This window comes from Pseudomonas sp. TH37 (assembly GCF_016650735.1).
In the GTDB taxonomy this organism is placed as follows: Bacteria; Pseudomonadota; Gammaproteobacteria; order Pseudomonadales; family Pseudomonadaceae; genus Aquipseudomonas; species Aquipseudomonas farris.
In genome coordinates, this window is sequence record NZ_JAEKFD010000005.1 from 147,975 (window position 1) to 164,127 (window position 16,153).

Consider the following 16,153-nt stretch of genomic DNA (forward strand, 5'->3'; position numbering starts at 1 on the left):
TTTGGTTGCGGATGGAAGATAGCCCCCTATCGGCGCTGATCTTTCCTGAACGGCGCCACCACCCAGCGGAGTCGACCATGCAAGCCATCAAACTCTACAATTTCCCACGTTCTGGCCATGCTCACCGTGTGGAGCTGATGCTGTCGCTGCTGCAACTGCCGACCGAGCTGATCTTCGTCGATCTGGCCAAGGGCGCGCACAAACAAGCGGATTTTCTGGCGCTCAACCCGTTCGGTCAGGTTCCGGTGATTGATGATCAAGGCGTGGTGCTGGCCGACTCCAACGCGATCCTGGTCTACCTTGCGTTGAAATACGGCAACGGCCACTGGCTGCCAACCGATCCGGTCGGGGCAGCCAAGGTTCAGCGCTGGTTGTCGGTCGCCGCCGGGCCGATTGCCTTTGGCCCTGGCAGGGCAAGGCTGATCACTGTGTTTGGTGCGCCTTACAACGCGCAAGAGGTGATCGCTTATTCCCACACCTGTCTCAAAGTGATTGATCAGGAATTGGGCGCAACGCCCTATCTGGTCGGTAGCAAGCCGACCATCGCCGACATCGCCGCGTACAGCTACATCGCCCATGCACCCGAAGGCAATGTGTCGCTGGATGACTACGCCAACATCCGTGCCTGGCTGGCGCGGATTGAAGCCTTGCCAGGATTTGTCGGCATGCCGCGCACCGTCGCCGGTTTGCAAAAAACTGCCTGATGCTCACGGCCCGATTCAGTCGGGCCGTTCTTATTGCGCGAGGAGCGCAGGGGAGAAGCCGATATGGAACGTTCACCTTGGCACGCAGGCGAGAAACAGTTGCAGGCTCACGTGGGTGTCGTCGAACGAATGGACGTATTAGGTCGTAGGGTGATTCGCAGCGAGATGCCGGATCAGCACCGCGCGTTCTATCAGCAACTGCCGTTCATGCTGTACGGCGCGGTGGATGCTGACGGCAACCCTTGGGCCAGCATCCTTGAAGGAGCGCCGGGCTTTGCCCATTCTCCAGAGCCCACGCTGTTGCAGTTCGGCAGCCTGCCTGGCAGCGACGACCCTGCGCAATTGCAAGAGGGAGCGGCGATCGGTCTGCTCGGTATCGAACTGCACACCCGACGTCGCAACCGCCTCAATGGTCGAGTCGGCGCTGTAACGGCGAGCGGCTTCGAGGTGAAGGTAGAGCAGTCTTTCGGCAATTGCCCGCAGTACATTCAATTGCGCGAGTTTCGCTCAGTGCCATTGGCGGATCCGGCGACCCGTATCGCGCAGCATCTCCACGGGCTGGATGACGCGGCCAAAGCCATGATCACCGGCGCCGATACCTTCTTTGTCGCCAGTTATGTGAATGTCGATGGCCAGCGCTCGGTGGACGTTTCTCACCGGGGTGGCCAGGCCGGTTTCGTCCAGGTAGAAGGCAATCGCCTGACCATCCCGGACTTCGCCGGCAACTTGTTCTTCAATACCCTGGGCAACCTGCTGATCAATCCTCGAGCCGGTTTGCTGTTCATCGATTTCGATTCGGGCGACCTGCTGCACCTCAGCGGTCGCACCCAAGTCATCCTCGAAGGCCCGCAGGTCGAAGCCTTTCAAGGGGCCGAGCGGCTGTGGACATTCGAGGTGGAGCGCGTGGTGCGACGGCCCGCAGCACTGGCCTTGCGCTGGCGCTTTGACGGCGTGTCACCCACCAGTTTGCTGACCGGCACCTGGGCGCAGGCGAACGCACGCCTGCAAGCCCAGGCCCTGGGGGATCGCTGGCGGCCGCTGCGCGTGACGCGCATCGAACAGGAAAGCCACAACATCCGTTCGATTTATCTGGAGCCTGCCGATGGCGCCGGGTTGCCGGTGTTTCAGGCCGGGCAACATTTACCCTTGCGGTTCAATATTGGCGGCGAAGTACATATCCGGACTTACAGCCTGTCGAGTGCACCGTCCGACGATTTTTTCCGCATTAGCGTTAAGCGTGACGGGTTGGTGTCATCGCATCTGCATGAACTGATCCGCGTGGGAGATCTGCTGGAAGCCCGTGCGCCTCAGGGACATTTCACCGTGGCACCCAATGAGCGTCGGTCGCTGGTGCTATTGGCCGCCGGCGTTGGCATCACGCCGCTGCTGTCGATGGTGCGTGAGGTTGTTTATCAAGGCCTACGCACGCGGCGCATCCGTCCTACGTGGTTCTTTCAGAGCTCGCGGACTTTGGCGGATCAGCCGTTTCGTCCTGAGCTGGATCGCTTGCTCGACGGCCTCGGTGACGTGGTGCGCGTGCTGCGTTTGCTCAGCCAGCCGGAACCCGACGCCCGCGAGGGTGAAGATTACGACCTGACGGGTCGCATAGACGCCGATTTGCTCAAGACGATTCTCGAGGTGGAAGACTACGACCAAGTGGATTTTGTCCTGTGTGGCCCGGGAAGTTTTACCCAGGGGCTGTACGACAGTCTGCGGGATCTGGACATCCGCGACTCAAGGATTCATGCCGAAACCTTTGGGCCGTCGACGCTGCGTCGCAAGCCTGATCCGGACGCCGTAGTCAACGAGCAACCACCGGCCGCCACCGTTTCGGTGCCAGTCGTGTTCCAGCGCTCGGCCAAAGAAGCACGTTGGCAGCCGGACGGCGGCAGTTTGCTGGAGCTGGCGGAGAGTCGCGGCCTGCGCCCGGAATTCAGTTGCCGCGGCGGTTCGTGCGGGACCTGCAAGACCCGCCTGATCAGCGGAGAGGTGAATTATCCACAGCCCCCTGCGGAGGTTCCCGGCGCTGGAGAGGTGCTGATTTGTTGTGCGGTGCCGGCGCAGGGTTCAGGGCCTTTGGTGCTCGACCTTTAGAAAAAGATCGCAGCCTTCGGCAGCTCCTACAGGGTGTAAACAAATCCTGCGTAGGAGCTGCCGAAGGCTGCGATCTTTTGATCTTCAGGCAGTCCTACAGCCGATGATTTTGGGGGGATGTTTCCGACAAGTTTTGACGGTTGTCGGTCGGAAATGGGGTGGATAGGCTTTGGGGGGGCGCTGGCAATTCAGCGATCGGGTCTGGAAAACCCGAAGTATAGGATCAAAGCAGATGACATAATGCGGCGCTTTTTCAGCTCTGCAGTTATGGCGGCTGTGCGTGGGAGACCTTCGGGTCTGCCGGGGTTGATCCTTTACCGGTTTTTCCAGTCCGCGTACAGCTGCCACCCCTTTCGTCTGGAAAACGAAAAATGGCAGCTCCATCTCTTTAAGGATCTTTGCCATGTTTAAGCCGACACCAAATCCGCCCGAAGCGGACAGCACTTCCCCCTACGAATCCCTCGATTCAAAAAAACTCCACGAAGCCGCTAACCGCGCGCTCGATCACTACCTCAACCCCTCCGCCCTAAAATCACCCGTGGCCCGCAAGCCGAGCACGATGTATATGGTTGCGCCGGATATCAAAGACGAAGACCTGTTGGCCCACACCTGTGAATCGTTGGCCCAGGCCAGTGTGATGGCGAGTGATTTTGCGGGGTATCTGGAAGGGCCGCACCGGCACACCGCGATGGCGATTCAACAGATCGTCATGCTGGCTGAACTGGCGGTGAACCGGATGCTGGATAACGTTGCCATACCAAAACCTGCGCCACACAGCTAATCCCCTGTAGGAGCGAACTGTGGCGAGGGATTTCTCTTCCAGTAGTTCTTGGTACCGAAAATTCAGGTGATGATTGCCCGCAAGCCAATGGCTGAGTAGGGTAACGAGCAGAGCGACAAAGGGCCTTGAGAGGCCCTTTTTGTATTTCAGGGATAAGGTTTTTCATGGTTTTTTTCACACGCTTGATCGTTTTGCTGGCAGCGGTGTTGCTCAACGGTTGCGAGCGACCGGACGCGCCACCGCTCGATCAGCAACTCTATGTCTGGCAACGGCAATGGACGCCCGCCCATGAGGCCGCGTTGCGCGACAGCCACGCCGATTTCTCGACCTTGCGCGTACTGGCCTTGCAGGCGTTTCCGCAGGCTGGCTGGAGCCGGGCGCGGATTGATCCGGTGCTGCTCAAGCGTGATGGCCGGCCGCTGATTGCAGTGATTCGTCTGGATGGCCAGCTCAAGAGGCTGGATCAGGACGAGGTCACGGCGCACATCCAGCAGGTGCTCAGCGATTGGCAAGGACAGGGGCTGATCCTCTCCGGCGTGGAAATCGACCACGATGCGGGTAACGCACGGCTACCGGCCTACCGCGAATTCCTCACGCATTTGCGCGCTGTTCTGCCGGCCTCCTTGCCACTGAGCATCACCGCGTTGCCGGCCTGGCTCGACAGCCCCGAATTGCCGGCGCTGCTGGCGGCGGTCGACAGCAGCGTATTGCAGGTGCATGCGGTGAGCGATCCACGGCGTGGGCTGTTCGACCCGGATCAGGCACGGCAGTGGGCCAAGGCCTGGAGCCGTATCACCTCGAAACCGTTTTATTTGGCGCTGCCGGCTTATGGCGTGGCGTTGTTGTCGGGGACCGGTGGCGCGCCGGTGGTGGAAAGCGAAGTGTCTATCGACCGGGGAGGCGATCGACGGGAGTTACTGGCGGATCCGCTGCAACTGAGCAAACTCGGCGCCGAGTTACGCGCCGATCCACCGGCTCATCTGGCCGGGCTGATCTGGTTTCGCCTGCCGCTGGCCAATGATCGCAGGGCCTGGAGCCTGACGACGCTAATCGCTGTGGCGCGTGGCGATATGCTCGACAGCCGCGTGGGGCTGAAGCTCTCGGCGCAGGACGGCCTCTATGACATCAGCGTCAGCAACCAAGGCAACCTCGACAGCGCCTGGCCCGAACGCCTGACATTGGCGGTGCAGGGCTGCGATGGTGCCGATGCATTGGCTGGTTATGCATTGCAACAACGCCCGGATCTGCTTACCTTCACCCGCCTGCGCGAGGGTCGAATCCCCGCCGGCGGGCAGCGCGCCATCGGTTGGGCACGCTGCGCAAATATTGATCAAGGAGGTTCGAATGTTCACCCGTAACTGGCCCCGCCATATGCTTTGCCTGAGCCTCAGCCTGCCGTTGGGTTCGGCGCTGGCCTGCGGGCCGGACTTCCCCATGCGGCTGCTGGACAACCGTGGCCAGTCGCTGGCGGAGCTGCCGGAAGGCAACTTCAATGTCGAGATCAACCGTCTCGGGCATGCCATCGCGGGACTGAAAAATGTCACCGCAGCCACCAACATTCCGGGGGACGGTTACGGCGATGCGCCTGATTACGCGGGTCAGCGGAACACCGCCGAACAGGCCGGTCTGACGCCTGAGCAGCAAGCGCTGGTGCAACAGCTGCGCAGCCTGACCGATGCCCGTCAGGTTGAAGAGCAAGGCGCGAGCCTGCCGACCGAGCACATGTTCTATCTGGCGGGCGCTGTGGCGTTCAACGCCGGTGACCATGGTTTGGCCACCGAATACTTCCAGAAGGTGCTGGCGCTGCCGGCGGATCAACGTGCGTTGCGCAGTACTTGGGCGGCTTACTCGTTGGGGCGGGCACTGTTTGCCATGAGTTCAGAGGCGGGCGCGGGGCCCGACCTGTTGGCTCAGTCTCGAAAGGCCTTCGAGCAGACTCGTCAATTGAGCATCGGCGGCTTCAGCGACCCGCTGGAACTGGGTGTTGCTAGCCTCGGCGAAGAAGCGCGAGTGGCCCGCACCGCTGGCGACTGGGATAGCGCTATCGAACTCTACGCCACGCAAAACCTCCACGGTTCGGCGGTGGGCTACAGCTCGTTGAAGTTGTTGATGGCTGATCTGATGGCAATGCCCGACGATCAACTGGCCGTGTTGCTCAAGGGCAAAGCGGTGCAGCAACTGGTGACGGCGTCGTTGATCAGTCGATTGGGCTGGTCATTCGGTGATCAACCGCCGAACGAACAGAAACTGATCAAACTGCTGCAAAACAGCACCCGCGGCAGCCTGGATAACGCGGATCGCCTGGCGGCGATGAATTATCAACAGGGCGATTACGCCGGTGCCAAAGCCTTCCTCGAACAGGCTGGTGACGGCGGTCTCGCTTGGTGGCTGCGGGCGAAACTCGCGTTGCGTGATGGCGACAAAAGCGCTGCCGCCGCGGCGTATGCCAAGGCAGCCCAGGCCTTCCCGCAGAACGAGTCCTGGGGCGAACGACGGACCCCGGACTGGGATCACGAAACGGTGCAGCCCAAGTGCCGGGTCGACGGCGAAAGCGCGATCCTGGCCCTGCAACGCGGCGATTATCTGCAAGCCTTTGATCAGCTCTATCGCAGCCAGAACATTTACTGGTACGACGCGGCCACCGTTGCCGAGCGGGTGCTGACCCTCGATGAACTCAAGCAGTACGTCGACACTCAGGTGCCCGCACCGCCGCCGCTCAGCCAGCAGGATCGCGACAATTATGTGCCGTTGTCGGTGGCTGCGAACCTGCGCAATCTGCTCGGGCGGCGCTTGCTGCGTGAAGAACGTTACGACGAAGCACCGGCTTACTTCGACAACGTCGATCTGCAAAACAAGGCTAAGGCGTATGGGCAGTTGCGTCAGGAGGCAGACGCTGCCTGGTGGCCGACCAAACGTGCCGCGGCGTTGTTCAACGCCGCTTCGACGGCACGCCAATGGGGAATGGAGCTTCTCGGCTACGAAATGGCGCCCGATTACGCCACGTTCGGCGGTAATTACAGCCTTGAGAGCCGTGAGCTAAAGGTCGGCCCGTTAGTGGCTGAAGATGAAGTCTTGCGTCAGCAAGCCAGCGCCGCTCAACCCGATGAGCGCTATCACTATCGTTATGTCGCAACGGCTTTGGCCAGTCGTGCTGCCGATAATCTGCCCCATACCAGCCAGGCTTTTGCGGCGGTGTTGTGTGCAGCGGCGGGGTGGAACACCAGCCTTGAAGAAGAAAGTGCCTTCTATCAACGGTATGTGAAAGAAGGCCCGTACGTGGATTGGGCGGAGAACTTCGGTCACCAATGCCCTTATCCCGACTTTGAAAACGCCAGCAAACGTTATGTCACCCAGGCCACCGATGCTACGCGTTCGATGCTGCGGCCCTACAAGAAACCGGTGCAGGTAGGCGCTATTGTGGCGATCACGGCGGCGGCTTTGCTGTTGATCAGTCGCCGCCGTCGAAGAGCGCGATAACCTTCAAGCCTCAAGCCTGCTGCACAAAGGTCAGCCGCACCGCGAAGCCAATCAGCAGGCTGCCGAACAACCACTGCTGCACCCGCTGGGCCGATGGACTGCGTTGCAGCCAGCGGCCCAGTGCTGCGCCGACCAGCGCGTAGGCGCTGTCGAACAACAACCCGACACCGACCAGCATCACGCCCAGCGTTGCAAATTGCGTGAGCACTGGCCCGGCGTGCGGCTCAATGAACTGGGGCAACAGCACCGAGCAGAACAGCAGCGCCTTGGGGTTGAGCAGGTTAGTCAGCAAACCGCGCTGGATCGCCTCGCGCCAATGCGGTTTTTCGGTGGTTGCGTCTGTCCCGTTCAAGCTCGGCAGCATCGTGGTGCGCAGGCACTGAATGCCGATCCACAGCAGGTACGCAGCCCCGATCAGGCGCACCACGTCGAAGGTCCAGGGCGCCGTCTTGAACAGCGCCGCCAAACCCAACGCCGCCAAGGCCACATGACAACCACGCGCGATGCCCAACCCCAACGCCGTGGCCAGCGCCGCGCCTTTGCCCTGACGCGCGCCGGTCTGCAACAGCAGAATCATGTCCGGGCCGGGCAACAGGTACACCACCGCCAGAGCCATGAAAAACAGCCAGAGTCCTGCCATGTTGCACCCCATTCGTTGTCGATTTGGTGGGATCAGTCTATGGCTGAAGAGCAGGGCAGGTGGTTGCGTAGTCAGCTTCTAAAGCTTCCATATTTGGCATAACCTGCCATTTTGTGACGATCGAACCATCGGGATCTGCCAAACCATGAAACTGGACGCTTACGACCGCAAGATTCTCGCGGCGCTGCAACGGGACGGTCGCCTGAGCAACGTGCAATTGGCTGACGAAATCGGATTGTCCGCCTCACCCTGTTTGCGTCGGGTACGGATGCTGGAAGAAGCGGGAGTGATTCGCGGCTATCAGGCCAATCTGGATCGAGATGAAGTGGGCCTTGGACTGACAGTGTTTGTCGGGGTCAAAGTCGAACGACACAACGATGAACAGGCCGAAGCCTTTCGCCTGGCCGTGACGGCATTGCCTGAGGTGATTTCGGCGTTCCTGGTGTCAGGGGAATCAGATTTTCTGCTGCAAGTGGTGGTGCCGGATTTGCGCGCCTATGACCGTTTTCTCACCGGGCGACTGCTGAAATTGCCGGGTGTGAGCGACATCCGCAGCAACTTTGCGATTCACACGGTGAAGACGCCGGGGGCATTGCCGTTGGAGCATTTGCCCATCTGAAAAGTGAAAGATCGCAGCCTGCGTAGGAGCTGCCGCAGGCTGCGATCTTTTGATCTTTCTACATCTGCGTCGCCATCCCCTCCACATCCATTGCCGCCTGGCGCAAGGCTTCGGAGCGGGTCGGGTGTGGATGACAGGTCAGGGCGATGTCTTCGGCCGAGGCGCTGAACTCCATGGCGACGCAATATTCGCCAATCATTTCACTGACGCTCGGGCCCACAAGGTGCACGCCGAGGATTTCGTCGGTGCGCTCATCGGCCAGTACTTTGGCGAAGCCTTCGGTTTCGTGATTGATCTTCGCCCGGCTGTTGGCGGTGAAGGGAAATTTGCCGACCTTATAGGCGCGACCTTCGGCCTTCAGCTGTTCTTCGGTCTTGCCGACGCTGGCCAGCTCCGGTTTGGTGTAGATCACGCTGGGGATCAGGTCGTAATTGACCTCGCCGGCCTTGCCGACGATTTGCTCGATGCAGGCCATGGCTTCGTCTTCGGCCTTGTGGGCGAGCATGGGCCCCGACGTCACATCACCGATAACCCAGACGCCAGCGGCCTCGGTGCGGTGGCCCTTATTGGCGAGCATGCCGCGTTTGTCCGGGGCGAGACCGACGTTTTCCAGCCCCAGGCCTTGGGTATAAGGGCGTCGACCAATGGCCACCAACACGTAATCGGCTTCAAGTAACTCGGCGGTGCCACCCGCGGCCGGTTCGACGCTGAGCTGTACACCGCTCGCCGACGTCGTGGCGCTGGTGACTTTCGAACTCAACTTGAAGCTGATGCCTTGCTTGCTCAATGAGCGCTGAAGGGTCTTGCCCGCTTCGCCATCTACACCGGGGCAGATACGGTCGAGAAATTCGACCACCGTCACCTGAGCACCCAGGCGCCGCCATACTGAGCCCAGCTCCAGGCCGATCACCCCGGCACCGATCACCACCAGGTGCTTCGGTACTTCGTTCAGCGACAGGGCGCCTGTGGAGTCGAGGATGCGTTTGTTATCGATGTCCACGCCGGGCAGGGGAGTGGGTTCGGAACCGGTGGCGATAACGATGTCCTTGGCGCTCAGCTCGGTCTTGACGCCCTGGCTGTCGGTCACCGTGACTTTGCCCGGCCCGTCGATGTGGCCCCAGCCCTTGATCCAGTCGACTTTGTTTTTGCGAAACAGAAACTCGATGCCTTTGGTCAGCCCGGTAACGCTTTCATCCTTCTGTTTCATCATTTGAGCAAGGTTGAGGACGGGTTTGACCTCAATCCCCAGGTTGGCGAATTCCGCCCCCATGGCCGCGTCGTAGAGTTCGGAGGCATGCAGCAGGGCTTTGGACGGCATGCAGCCGACATTCAGGCAGGTCCCGCCCAAGGTGGCGCGGCCTTCCACGCATGCCGCTTTCAGGCCCAGCTGGCCGGCGCGGATCGCTGCGTTATAACCGCCGGGGCCTGCGCCCAGAATCACGACGTCATAGGTGCTCATAGTGGTACTCCTGGTGAAAGGGGGCAGGATCGATAAAAGTAGCCTTGGATAAAAATTACGAACGTAATATGTGCGTTTCGAGCCATTTCGGTCAAGGCTTCAGCTTGGCGACAGGTTCAGCGCTTTTAGATAGAGCGATTTACGACGAATATTTCACCACTTTCGTTATATCGTAACGAATTGTGATGTGAGCGATGGCTGGGGTGGTATGCAAGTCGATCTCGATGGCGATGGAGCACAGATAGCAGGGCTGCCGCGCTTTCAGCAGGCGGTCATTCAAGGACGGCGATTGCGGCAATTCGCGATCGGTTTGGGTGCCTTGGCTGGCGCAGGGTTGGTGTTGGCGTTTTTTGTCGGTCTGTTTGCGCCGCAATCGCTTTGGCCGGCGTTGCTGGTCAATCAGAGCGCTGGTTTGCTGGTGCTGGTCGCTGGCCTGCAATCGGCATGGTGGATGACGCAATGGCGCGCAAGAGCGATGAATCCGGCTGTGTTAGTGCCGGTGGTTGTCGCTGAGGAAGTCGTTGCCGGTGAAGGCTGGTACGAGCGGTTGCTGGATCGGATCAGTCAGCGTTGGTTGCGCTTGCTGGGGCAGATCGGTGCACCGACGCTTTGGCTTGGCGGCTGGGCGTTGTTGACGTTGTACAGCGTCGGGCAAGTCTGGAATCCGACCTTGCCGCCCGCTGCGCTGGGGTTGTCGGCCAGTGTCGGCGCCGCGCTGTCGTTGCTGCTGGCTTTCGGTTTGCTGGTGCTGGAACGGCAACTGGCGCAGGAAAACGTCGCCCAGTGGCCCGAAGCAGGGCCGTTGGCGCAGTTGACGCGGGTCGCGATTATTTGCCTGGTGCTCAGCGCCCTGTGTTTGTTGTTCGGCAGCGAATCATCGGTCTGGCCGGTGCGTCTGGCGGTGCTGATCGGCTTGCTGCCGGGGCTGGTCGCCATCGAGTTGCTGCTGCGTGCCGTGTTGTCGCTGTTCAGTCCCCGTCGTGAACAACTTGAACCGGCCTTGCTGGCGCGAAGCTTCGTCGCCGACATGCTGCGCTGGCCGCCGCAGCCTTTGCTCGCATTGCAGCACGAACTGCACAACCGCTTCGGTATCGACCTGCGACAAATCTGGGCCTTCACCTACATGCGCCGGGCGTTTTTGCCGGTGCTGGCGGTGGTGGCTATCGTCGGTTGGTCGCTCACCGGCATTCACGAAATTGCGCTGCAAGGGCGCGGTATCTATGAGCGTTTCGGCAAACCGGTGGAAGTTTTCGGTCCTGGTTTGCACGCCGGTTTGCCGTGGCCGCTGGGCCGCGTGCTGAGCGTCGAAAACGGTGTGGTCCACGAGTTGGCCACCAGCGTGGGCGAAACGTCGGCACCGGTCGAGGCCGAACCAGCCGAAGGCCCGGCACCAGCGATTGCCAATCGCTTGTGGGACGCCAGCCACGTGAACGACAAATCCCAAGTCATCGCCAGCAGCCGCGCCGACAAGCAAAGCTTCCAGATCGTCAACATGGACGTGCGCTTCGTCTATCGCATCGGCCTGAGCGATCAGGCGGCGCTGGCAGCAACGTACAACAGCGCCGATGTGCCAACGCTAATCCGCAGCACCGCCAGCCGGATTCTGGTTCACGATTTCGCTTCGAGAACCCTGGATGGTTTGCTCGGCGAGGATAGGGTAGGGCTCGCTGAAGAGATCGGTCGCGCCGTGCAGGCTGACCTGCAAAAACTCGACAGCGGCGTGGAAATTCTCGCCACGGTGGTCGAAGCCATCCACCCGCCAGCGGGGGCGGCCAACGCTTATCACGGCGTGCAAGCGGCGCAGATTGGTGCTCAGGCATTGATTTCCCGTGAGCGCGGTGCAGCGGCGGAGGCGACCAACCAGGCGCAGTTGCAGGCCAGTATCGCTCGCGATCAAGCCACGGCCAGTGCGCATGAAATCAACTCCAGCGCTCAGGCCGCCGACCTGAAATTTGCCGCCGAGCGAAAGGCTTTTTCCAGCGCCGGCCAGGCCTTTGTGCTGGAGCAATACCTCAGTCAACTGACCCAAGGTTTGGCCAACGCCAAGCTGCTGGTTCTCGATCATCGTCTGGGCGGCAGCAGCAATGCGCCGACCATCGACCTACGTACATTCACGCTGCCGGCTGACCCTGCGCCGCCGCGTAATTCCGCTCAGCCAGGAGCCATCCATTGAGCCAGCCGACGCCTACACACAATCGCGATCACGATGACCACGCCGGCCACGATCACGGCCATGGCGGGCATCACCACGGCCATCACCATCATCACCACGGTGAACCTCACGAAGCTGGCCCTTTTCCGTGGCGGCGAATGGGTTGGGCGGCGTTGCTGGTGGCGTTTGCCATTGCAGCGGCGAGCCTGGTGCAAGTGCGTTCGGGAGAGGCCACGGTCATCACTCGCTTCGGTAATCCATCGCGGGTATTGCTGGAACCGGGTCTTGGCTGGCGCTGGCCGGCACCGTTCGAGGCGGCGATCCCGGTGGATCTGCGGCTGCGTACCACCTCCAGTGGTTTGCAGGATGTGGGCACACGCGATGGCCTGCGCATCATCGTGCAAGCCTACGTGGCCTGGCAGGTGCAGGGTGATCCGGACAACGTGCAACGCTTTATGCGCGCCGTACAGAACCAGCCGGATGAAGCCGCGCGGCAGATTCGCACTTTTGTCGGCTCGGCGCTGGAAACCACCGCCAGCAGTTTCGATCTGGCCAACCTGGTGAACACCGATGCCAACCAAGTACGCATCGCCGATTTTGAAGCGCAGCTGCGTCAGCAGATCGATCAACAGTTGCTCACCACTTATGGCGTGCGAGTGCTGCAAGTCGGCATCGAGCGTTTAACCCTGCCGTCGGTGACGCTCACCGCGACTGTCGATCGTATGCGCGCCGAGCGTGAAACCATCGCCACTGAACGCACGGCCATCGGCAAGCGCGAAGCTGCGCAAATTCGCTCTGCGGCCGAGCGTGATGCGCGAATCGTGCAAGCCGATGCGACAGTGAAAGCTGCGGACATCGAAGCCCAATCCCGCGTCGAAGCCGCGCAGATTTACGGCCGTGCCTACGCCGGTTCGCCGCAGCTCTACAACTTGCTGCGCTCTCTCGACACCTTGGGCACCATCGTCACGCCGGGCACCAAACTGATTTTGCGCACTGATGCTGCACCGTTCCGGGTGTTGGTTGATGGCCCGCCGACGCTCGATAACAAGTCCGGGTCGCAGCCATGAGTTTAGTTCCACGTGGAACAAATGAGTTGAGCAGCCCCTGGATTCAGGCCGGGCGCTTGGCTTTTTTGGCGCTGTACGCCGTGACTGTACTGGCTGCTTTGGCGTGGGCATTCTCAAATGTGCGGCAGATCGACCCGCAAAATCGTGCCGTGGTGCTGCACTTCGGCGCGCTGGATCGCATTCAAAATGCCGGTTTATTGTTGGCATGGCCGCGTCCGTTCGAGCAGGTAATCTTGTTGCCTGCGGCTGATCGGGTGATCGAGCGTCGGGTGGAAAATCTGCTGCGCACCGATGCTGCATTGCAGGCGGATCGAGTCGCGAGTTTCGCCACGCCCATCAGCGATGCGCTCGCCGGCTCTGGTTATTTATTGACCGGTGATGCGGGCGTCGTGCAACTGGATGTGCGGGTGTTCTACAAAGTCACCGAGCCCTATGCCTTCGTCCTTCAGGGTGAGCATGTGCTGCCGGCTCTGGATCGGCTGGCGACGCGCAGTGCTGTGGCGCTCACCGCCGCACGAGATCTGGACACCATTCTGGTGGCTCGACCGGAACTGATCGGTGCCGACAGCCAGGCCGCTGAGCGCCGCGAACGTCTACGCGGCGATCTGGTGCGGGGCATCAATCAGCGCTTGGCCGAACTGACGGCGACCGGGCAGGGGGTGGGCATTGAAGTGGCGCGGGTCGATGTGCAATCGAGTCTTCCCGGCCCGGCGGTGAACGCGTTCAATGCAGTATTAACCGCCAGCCAGCAGGCTGACAAAGCCGTGGCCAACGCGCGCACTGAAGCCGAGAAGCTGACTCAGTCTGCCAACGAACAAGCCGACCGCACGCTGCAAGTGGCTCACGCCCAAGCCAGCGAACGCCTGGCCAAAGCCTCTGCCGACACCGCCACGGTGCTGAGTTTGGCCAAGGCGCAACAGCAGGGCACTGACCCGCAAATGCTGCTGCGTATTTACCGTGAACGGATGCCGAAGATTCTCGGGCAGGCCGGCTCGGTGACCACGGTTGATCCGAAAGACGATTCCCGCCTGATCATTCAGGGAGCTGCGCAATGACTGCCCAAACCGCCGCCGCGCCGAGCATGTTGTCCTCGGCTGAACAACGTAGCGCCGCGCGCCAGTTGACCCTGGCCATGCTTGCGCTTGGGCTGCTTGCGCTGGGCCTGATCTGGCGCTGGTTGTCGCCGGAGCAGACCGGTGTCAGCCAATTGCTGCTGGGTTTCGCTTCCTTGCTGGTGGCCGTGCCGGTCATGCGCTCGGCGTGGTACAGCTTGCGTTATCCGAGCTTGCACGGGATCACCGATCAACTGATCGCCCTGGCCATGCTCGGCGCCTGGGCCACAGGCGATCTGCTCACGGCGGCGTTGCTGCCGATCATCATGATCTTCGGTCACGTGCTGGAAGAGCGCAGCGTAATCGGTTCCCAGGAAGCGATTCATGCCCTCGGCAAACTGACTCGCAGCCATGCGCGCAAGATTCAGGCTGACGGGTCCGTCGTTGAAGTCGACAACGGAACACTCAAGGCCGGTGACCTCGTGGAGGTGCGGGCCGGCGATCGAGTGCCGGCGGATGGCCGGGTGCTGTCCGGTCAGGCAAGCCTCGACACCGCTTCGATCACTGGAGAGTCGGTGCCAATAGAAGCCGGTGTGGGCATGCCGGTGTTCGGCGGGGCGATCAATCTTGATGGTCTGCTGCGCATTGAAGTGACCCGCACCGGTCACGAATCGACCTTGGGTAAAGTCATCGCGCTGATGCAAAGCGCCGAACGTTCCAAGCCGCCGATCACCCGTTTGCTCGAACGCTACGCCGGCAGCTACATGGTGCTGGTGTTGCTGCTGGCCGCCGTGACCTGGTTTGTCACCAACGATGCGCAAGCGATGCTCGCAGTGTTGGTAGCGGCTTGCCCTTGCGCGCTGGTGTTGTCGGCTCCGGCCACGGCGATTGCCGGGGTGGCAGTCGCGGCCCGGCACGGGATTCTGATTCGCAGTTCAGCATTCCTCGAAGAGTTGGCTGACCTGACGTCATTGGTGGTCGACAAGACCGGAACCCTGACCTTTGGCACCTTGCGCCTGCAATCCATCGACAGTCCGCTGGAGGATCGCAGTCACGTACTGAAGCTCGCCGCCAGCCTCGGTTCCGCCAGCAGCCACCCGGTCAGCCGCGCCTTGGCAGGGTTGGTCACTCAGGAACACTTTCTGTTGCTCTCCGACATTCACGAGCGTCAGGGGCTGGGTGTAGTGGCGATGACCGAGCAAGGCGAGGCGGCCCTCGGTCGTCCGGAGCTGTTCGCACAATTGGGCATCGCCACATCAGCTGTGCCCGAACACGACGGCCCTATCGCCGGGCTGGCACTCAACGGTGAATTTCTCGCCTGGCTGTTGCTCGCTGACAGCGTCAAACCCGAGGCGCGGTTTGCCCTGAGTGAGTTGCGTGAATTGGGTTTGGGTCGTCAGCTGTTGCTCACCGGGGATCGGCAAAGCGTTGCGCATACGCTGGCCCGGGATGTGGGCATTAGCGATGTCGAAGCCCAGGCCTTGCCCGAGGACAAACTCAATCGTGTGCTGAAAGAAATCGGCAGCGGGTTCCGGCCGATGGTGGTGGGAGACGGCATCAACGATTCCCTGGCGCTCAAGGCCGGTGTGGTCGGCGTGGCCATGGGCGCAGGCGGTGCGGACATCGCGCTGGCCTCGGCCGATATCGTACTGATTGGTAGCGACCTGCGCCGGCTCGGAACCTGCGTACGCTTGAGTCGCCAATGCCGCCAGACCTTGCAGGTCAACGTGATCATCGGTTTGGGCTGGACCTTGGCCATCGTCGCGTTTGCTGCATTCGGCTGGCTTGGGGCGGCAGGGGCGATGATTGCCGCGCTGTTGCACAATTTGAGCACGTTATTGGTGCTCGGTAATGCCGGGCGTTTGCTACGCTTTCAGGAACCCCTACTCAAGCTTAAGGATGAGGTGTGAGCGTCTACAACTTTTCAGAACTGTGTGCCGGGTTTGTAGTCATCTAGGGTAAGGCGGTCATTTTCAACGATCGCCCGTTGGATGGTTTCAGTGTTGCAGGCAACACCGGGAATAGAAAAAGGCTATTAATTCGATAGCCTGCTATTTTTCAAGGATGGTCTACCCTCAGATTTGACGTCTGAAACAAGGGGGACTTTT

General features: G+C 60.9%; 12 protein-coding genes. 10 read left to right on the forward strand and 2 right to left on the reverse strand.

The genetic code is table 11. From position 1 onward, the window contains the following. Nucleotides 1–77 precede the first annotated feature (77 nt). The 5 genes from JFU11_RS15080 to JFU11_RS15100 all read left to right on the forward strand — a co-directional run bounded on the left by JFU11_RS15080 (nt 78) and on the right by JFU11_RS15100 (nt 7,056). Nucleotides 78–704, forward strand: coding sequence for a glutathione S-transferase (locus JFU11_RS15080; RefSeq protein ID WP_201061100.1), 627 nt, complete (start codon nt 78–80; stop codon nt 702–704). Between the two features lie 63 nt (nt 705–767). Beyond that, complete coding sequence (locus JFU11_RS15085) at nt 768–2,798, forward strand: pyridoxamine 5'-phosphate oxidase family protein (RefSeq protein ID WP_201061102.1); 2,031 nt, start codon at nt 768–770, stop codon at nt 2,796–2,798. A 403-nt stretch (nt 2,799–3,201) separates the two neighbouring features. Then, complete coding sequence (locus tag JFU11_RS15090; RefSeq protein WP_201061103.1) at nt 3,202–3,579, forward strand: DUF6124 family protein; 378 nt, start codon at nt 3,202–3,204, stop codon at nt 3,577–3,579. Between the two features lie 164 nt (nt 3,580–3,743). After that, complete coding sequence (locus tag JFU11_RS15095) at nt 3,744–4,937, forward strand: DUF3142 domain-containing protein (RefSeq protein WP_201061104.1); 1,194 nt, start codon at nt 3,744–3,746, stop codon at nt 4,935–4,937. Further along, nucleotides 4,924–7,056: a hypothetical protein gene (locus JFU11_RS15100; RefSeq protein ID WP_201061105.1), complete on the forward strand. Its 2,133-nt coding sequence runs from the start codon at nt 4,924–4,926 to the stop codon at nt 7,054–7,056. Before JFU11_RS15095 ends, JFU11_RS15100 begins: the two co-directional genes overlap by 14 nt. Before the next feature lie 10 nt (nt 7,057–7,066). Here the strand turns inward: JFU11_RS15100 and JFU11_RS15105 are convergent, their stop codons facing one another. Further along, nucleotides 7,067–7,696: a LysE family translocator gene (locus tag JFU11_RS15105; protein ID WP_201061106.1), complete on the reverse strand. Its 630-nt coding sequence runs from the start codon at nt 7,694–7,696 to the stop codon at nt 7,067–7,069. Between the two features lie 145 nt (nt 7,697–7,841). Between JFU11_RS15105 and JFU11_RS15110 the strand changes: the two genes are divergently transcribed. After that, nucleotides 7,842–8,315, forward strand: coding sequence for an Lrp/AsnC family transcriptional regulator (locus JFU11_RS15110; RefSeq protein WP_201061107.1), 474 nt, complete (start codon nt 7,842–7,844; stop codon nt 8,313–8,315). A gap of 58 nt (nt 8,316–8,373) precedes the next feature. Here the strand turns inward: JFU11_RS15110 and lpdA are convergent, their stop codons facing one another. Further along, nucleotides 8,374–9,774 (reverse strand): dihydrolipoyl dehydrogenase, encoded by a 1,401-nt coding sequence (gene lpdA, locus JFU11_RS15115; protein ID WP_201061108.1) that lies wholly within the window; start codon nt 9,772–9,774, stop codon nt 8,374–8,376. Between the two features lie 208 nt (nt 9,775–9,982). Between lpdA and JFU11_RS15120 the strand changes: the two genes are divergently transcribed. Genes JFU11_RS15120 through JFU11_RS15135 form a run of 4 tightly spaced genes read left to right on the forward strand, consistent with a single transcriptional unit; the run spans nt 9,983 to nt 15,955 of the window. Continuing rightward, on the forward strand, nt 9,983–11,947 hold the full coding sequence (locus JFU11_RS15120; RefSeq protein ID WP_201121325.1) for a protease modulator HflK: 1,965 nt from the start codon (nt 9,983–9,985) through the stop codon (nt 11,945–11,947). Further along, on the forward strand, nt 11,944–12,993 hold the full coding sequence (locus JFU11_RS15125) for a protease modulator HflC (protein ID WP_123357098.1): 1,050 nt from the start codon (nt 11,944–11,946) through the stop codon (nt 12,991–12,993). The genes JFU11_RS15120 and JFU11_RS15125 overlap by 4 nt, the downstream gene beginning before the upstream one ends. Next, nucleotides 12,990–14,048, forward strand: a complete 1,059-nt coding sequence (locus JFU11_RS15130; protein ID WP_201087421.1) for a protease modulator HflK — start codon at nt 12,990–12,992, stop codon at nt 14,046–14,048. The genes JFU11_RS15125 and JFU11_RS15130 overlap by 4 nt, the downstream gene beginning before the upstream one ends. Beyond that, nucleotides 14,045–15,955, forward strand: a complete 1,911-nt coding sequence (locus JFU11_RS15135; RefSeq protein ID WP_123720119.1) for a cation-translocating P-type ATPase — start codon at nt 14,045–14,047, stop codon at nt 15,953–15,955. The genes JFU11_RS15130 and JFU11_RS15135 overlap by 4 nt, the downstream gene beginning before the upstream one ends. The last annotated feature ends 198 nt before the right edge of the window (nt 15,956–16,153 follow it).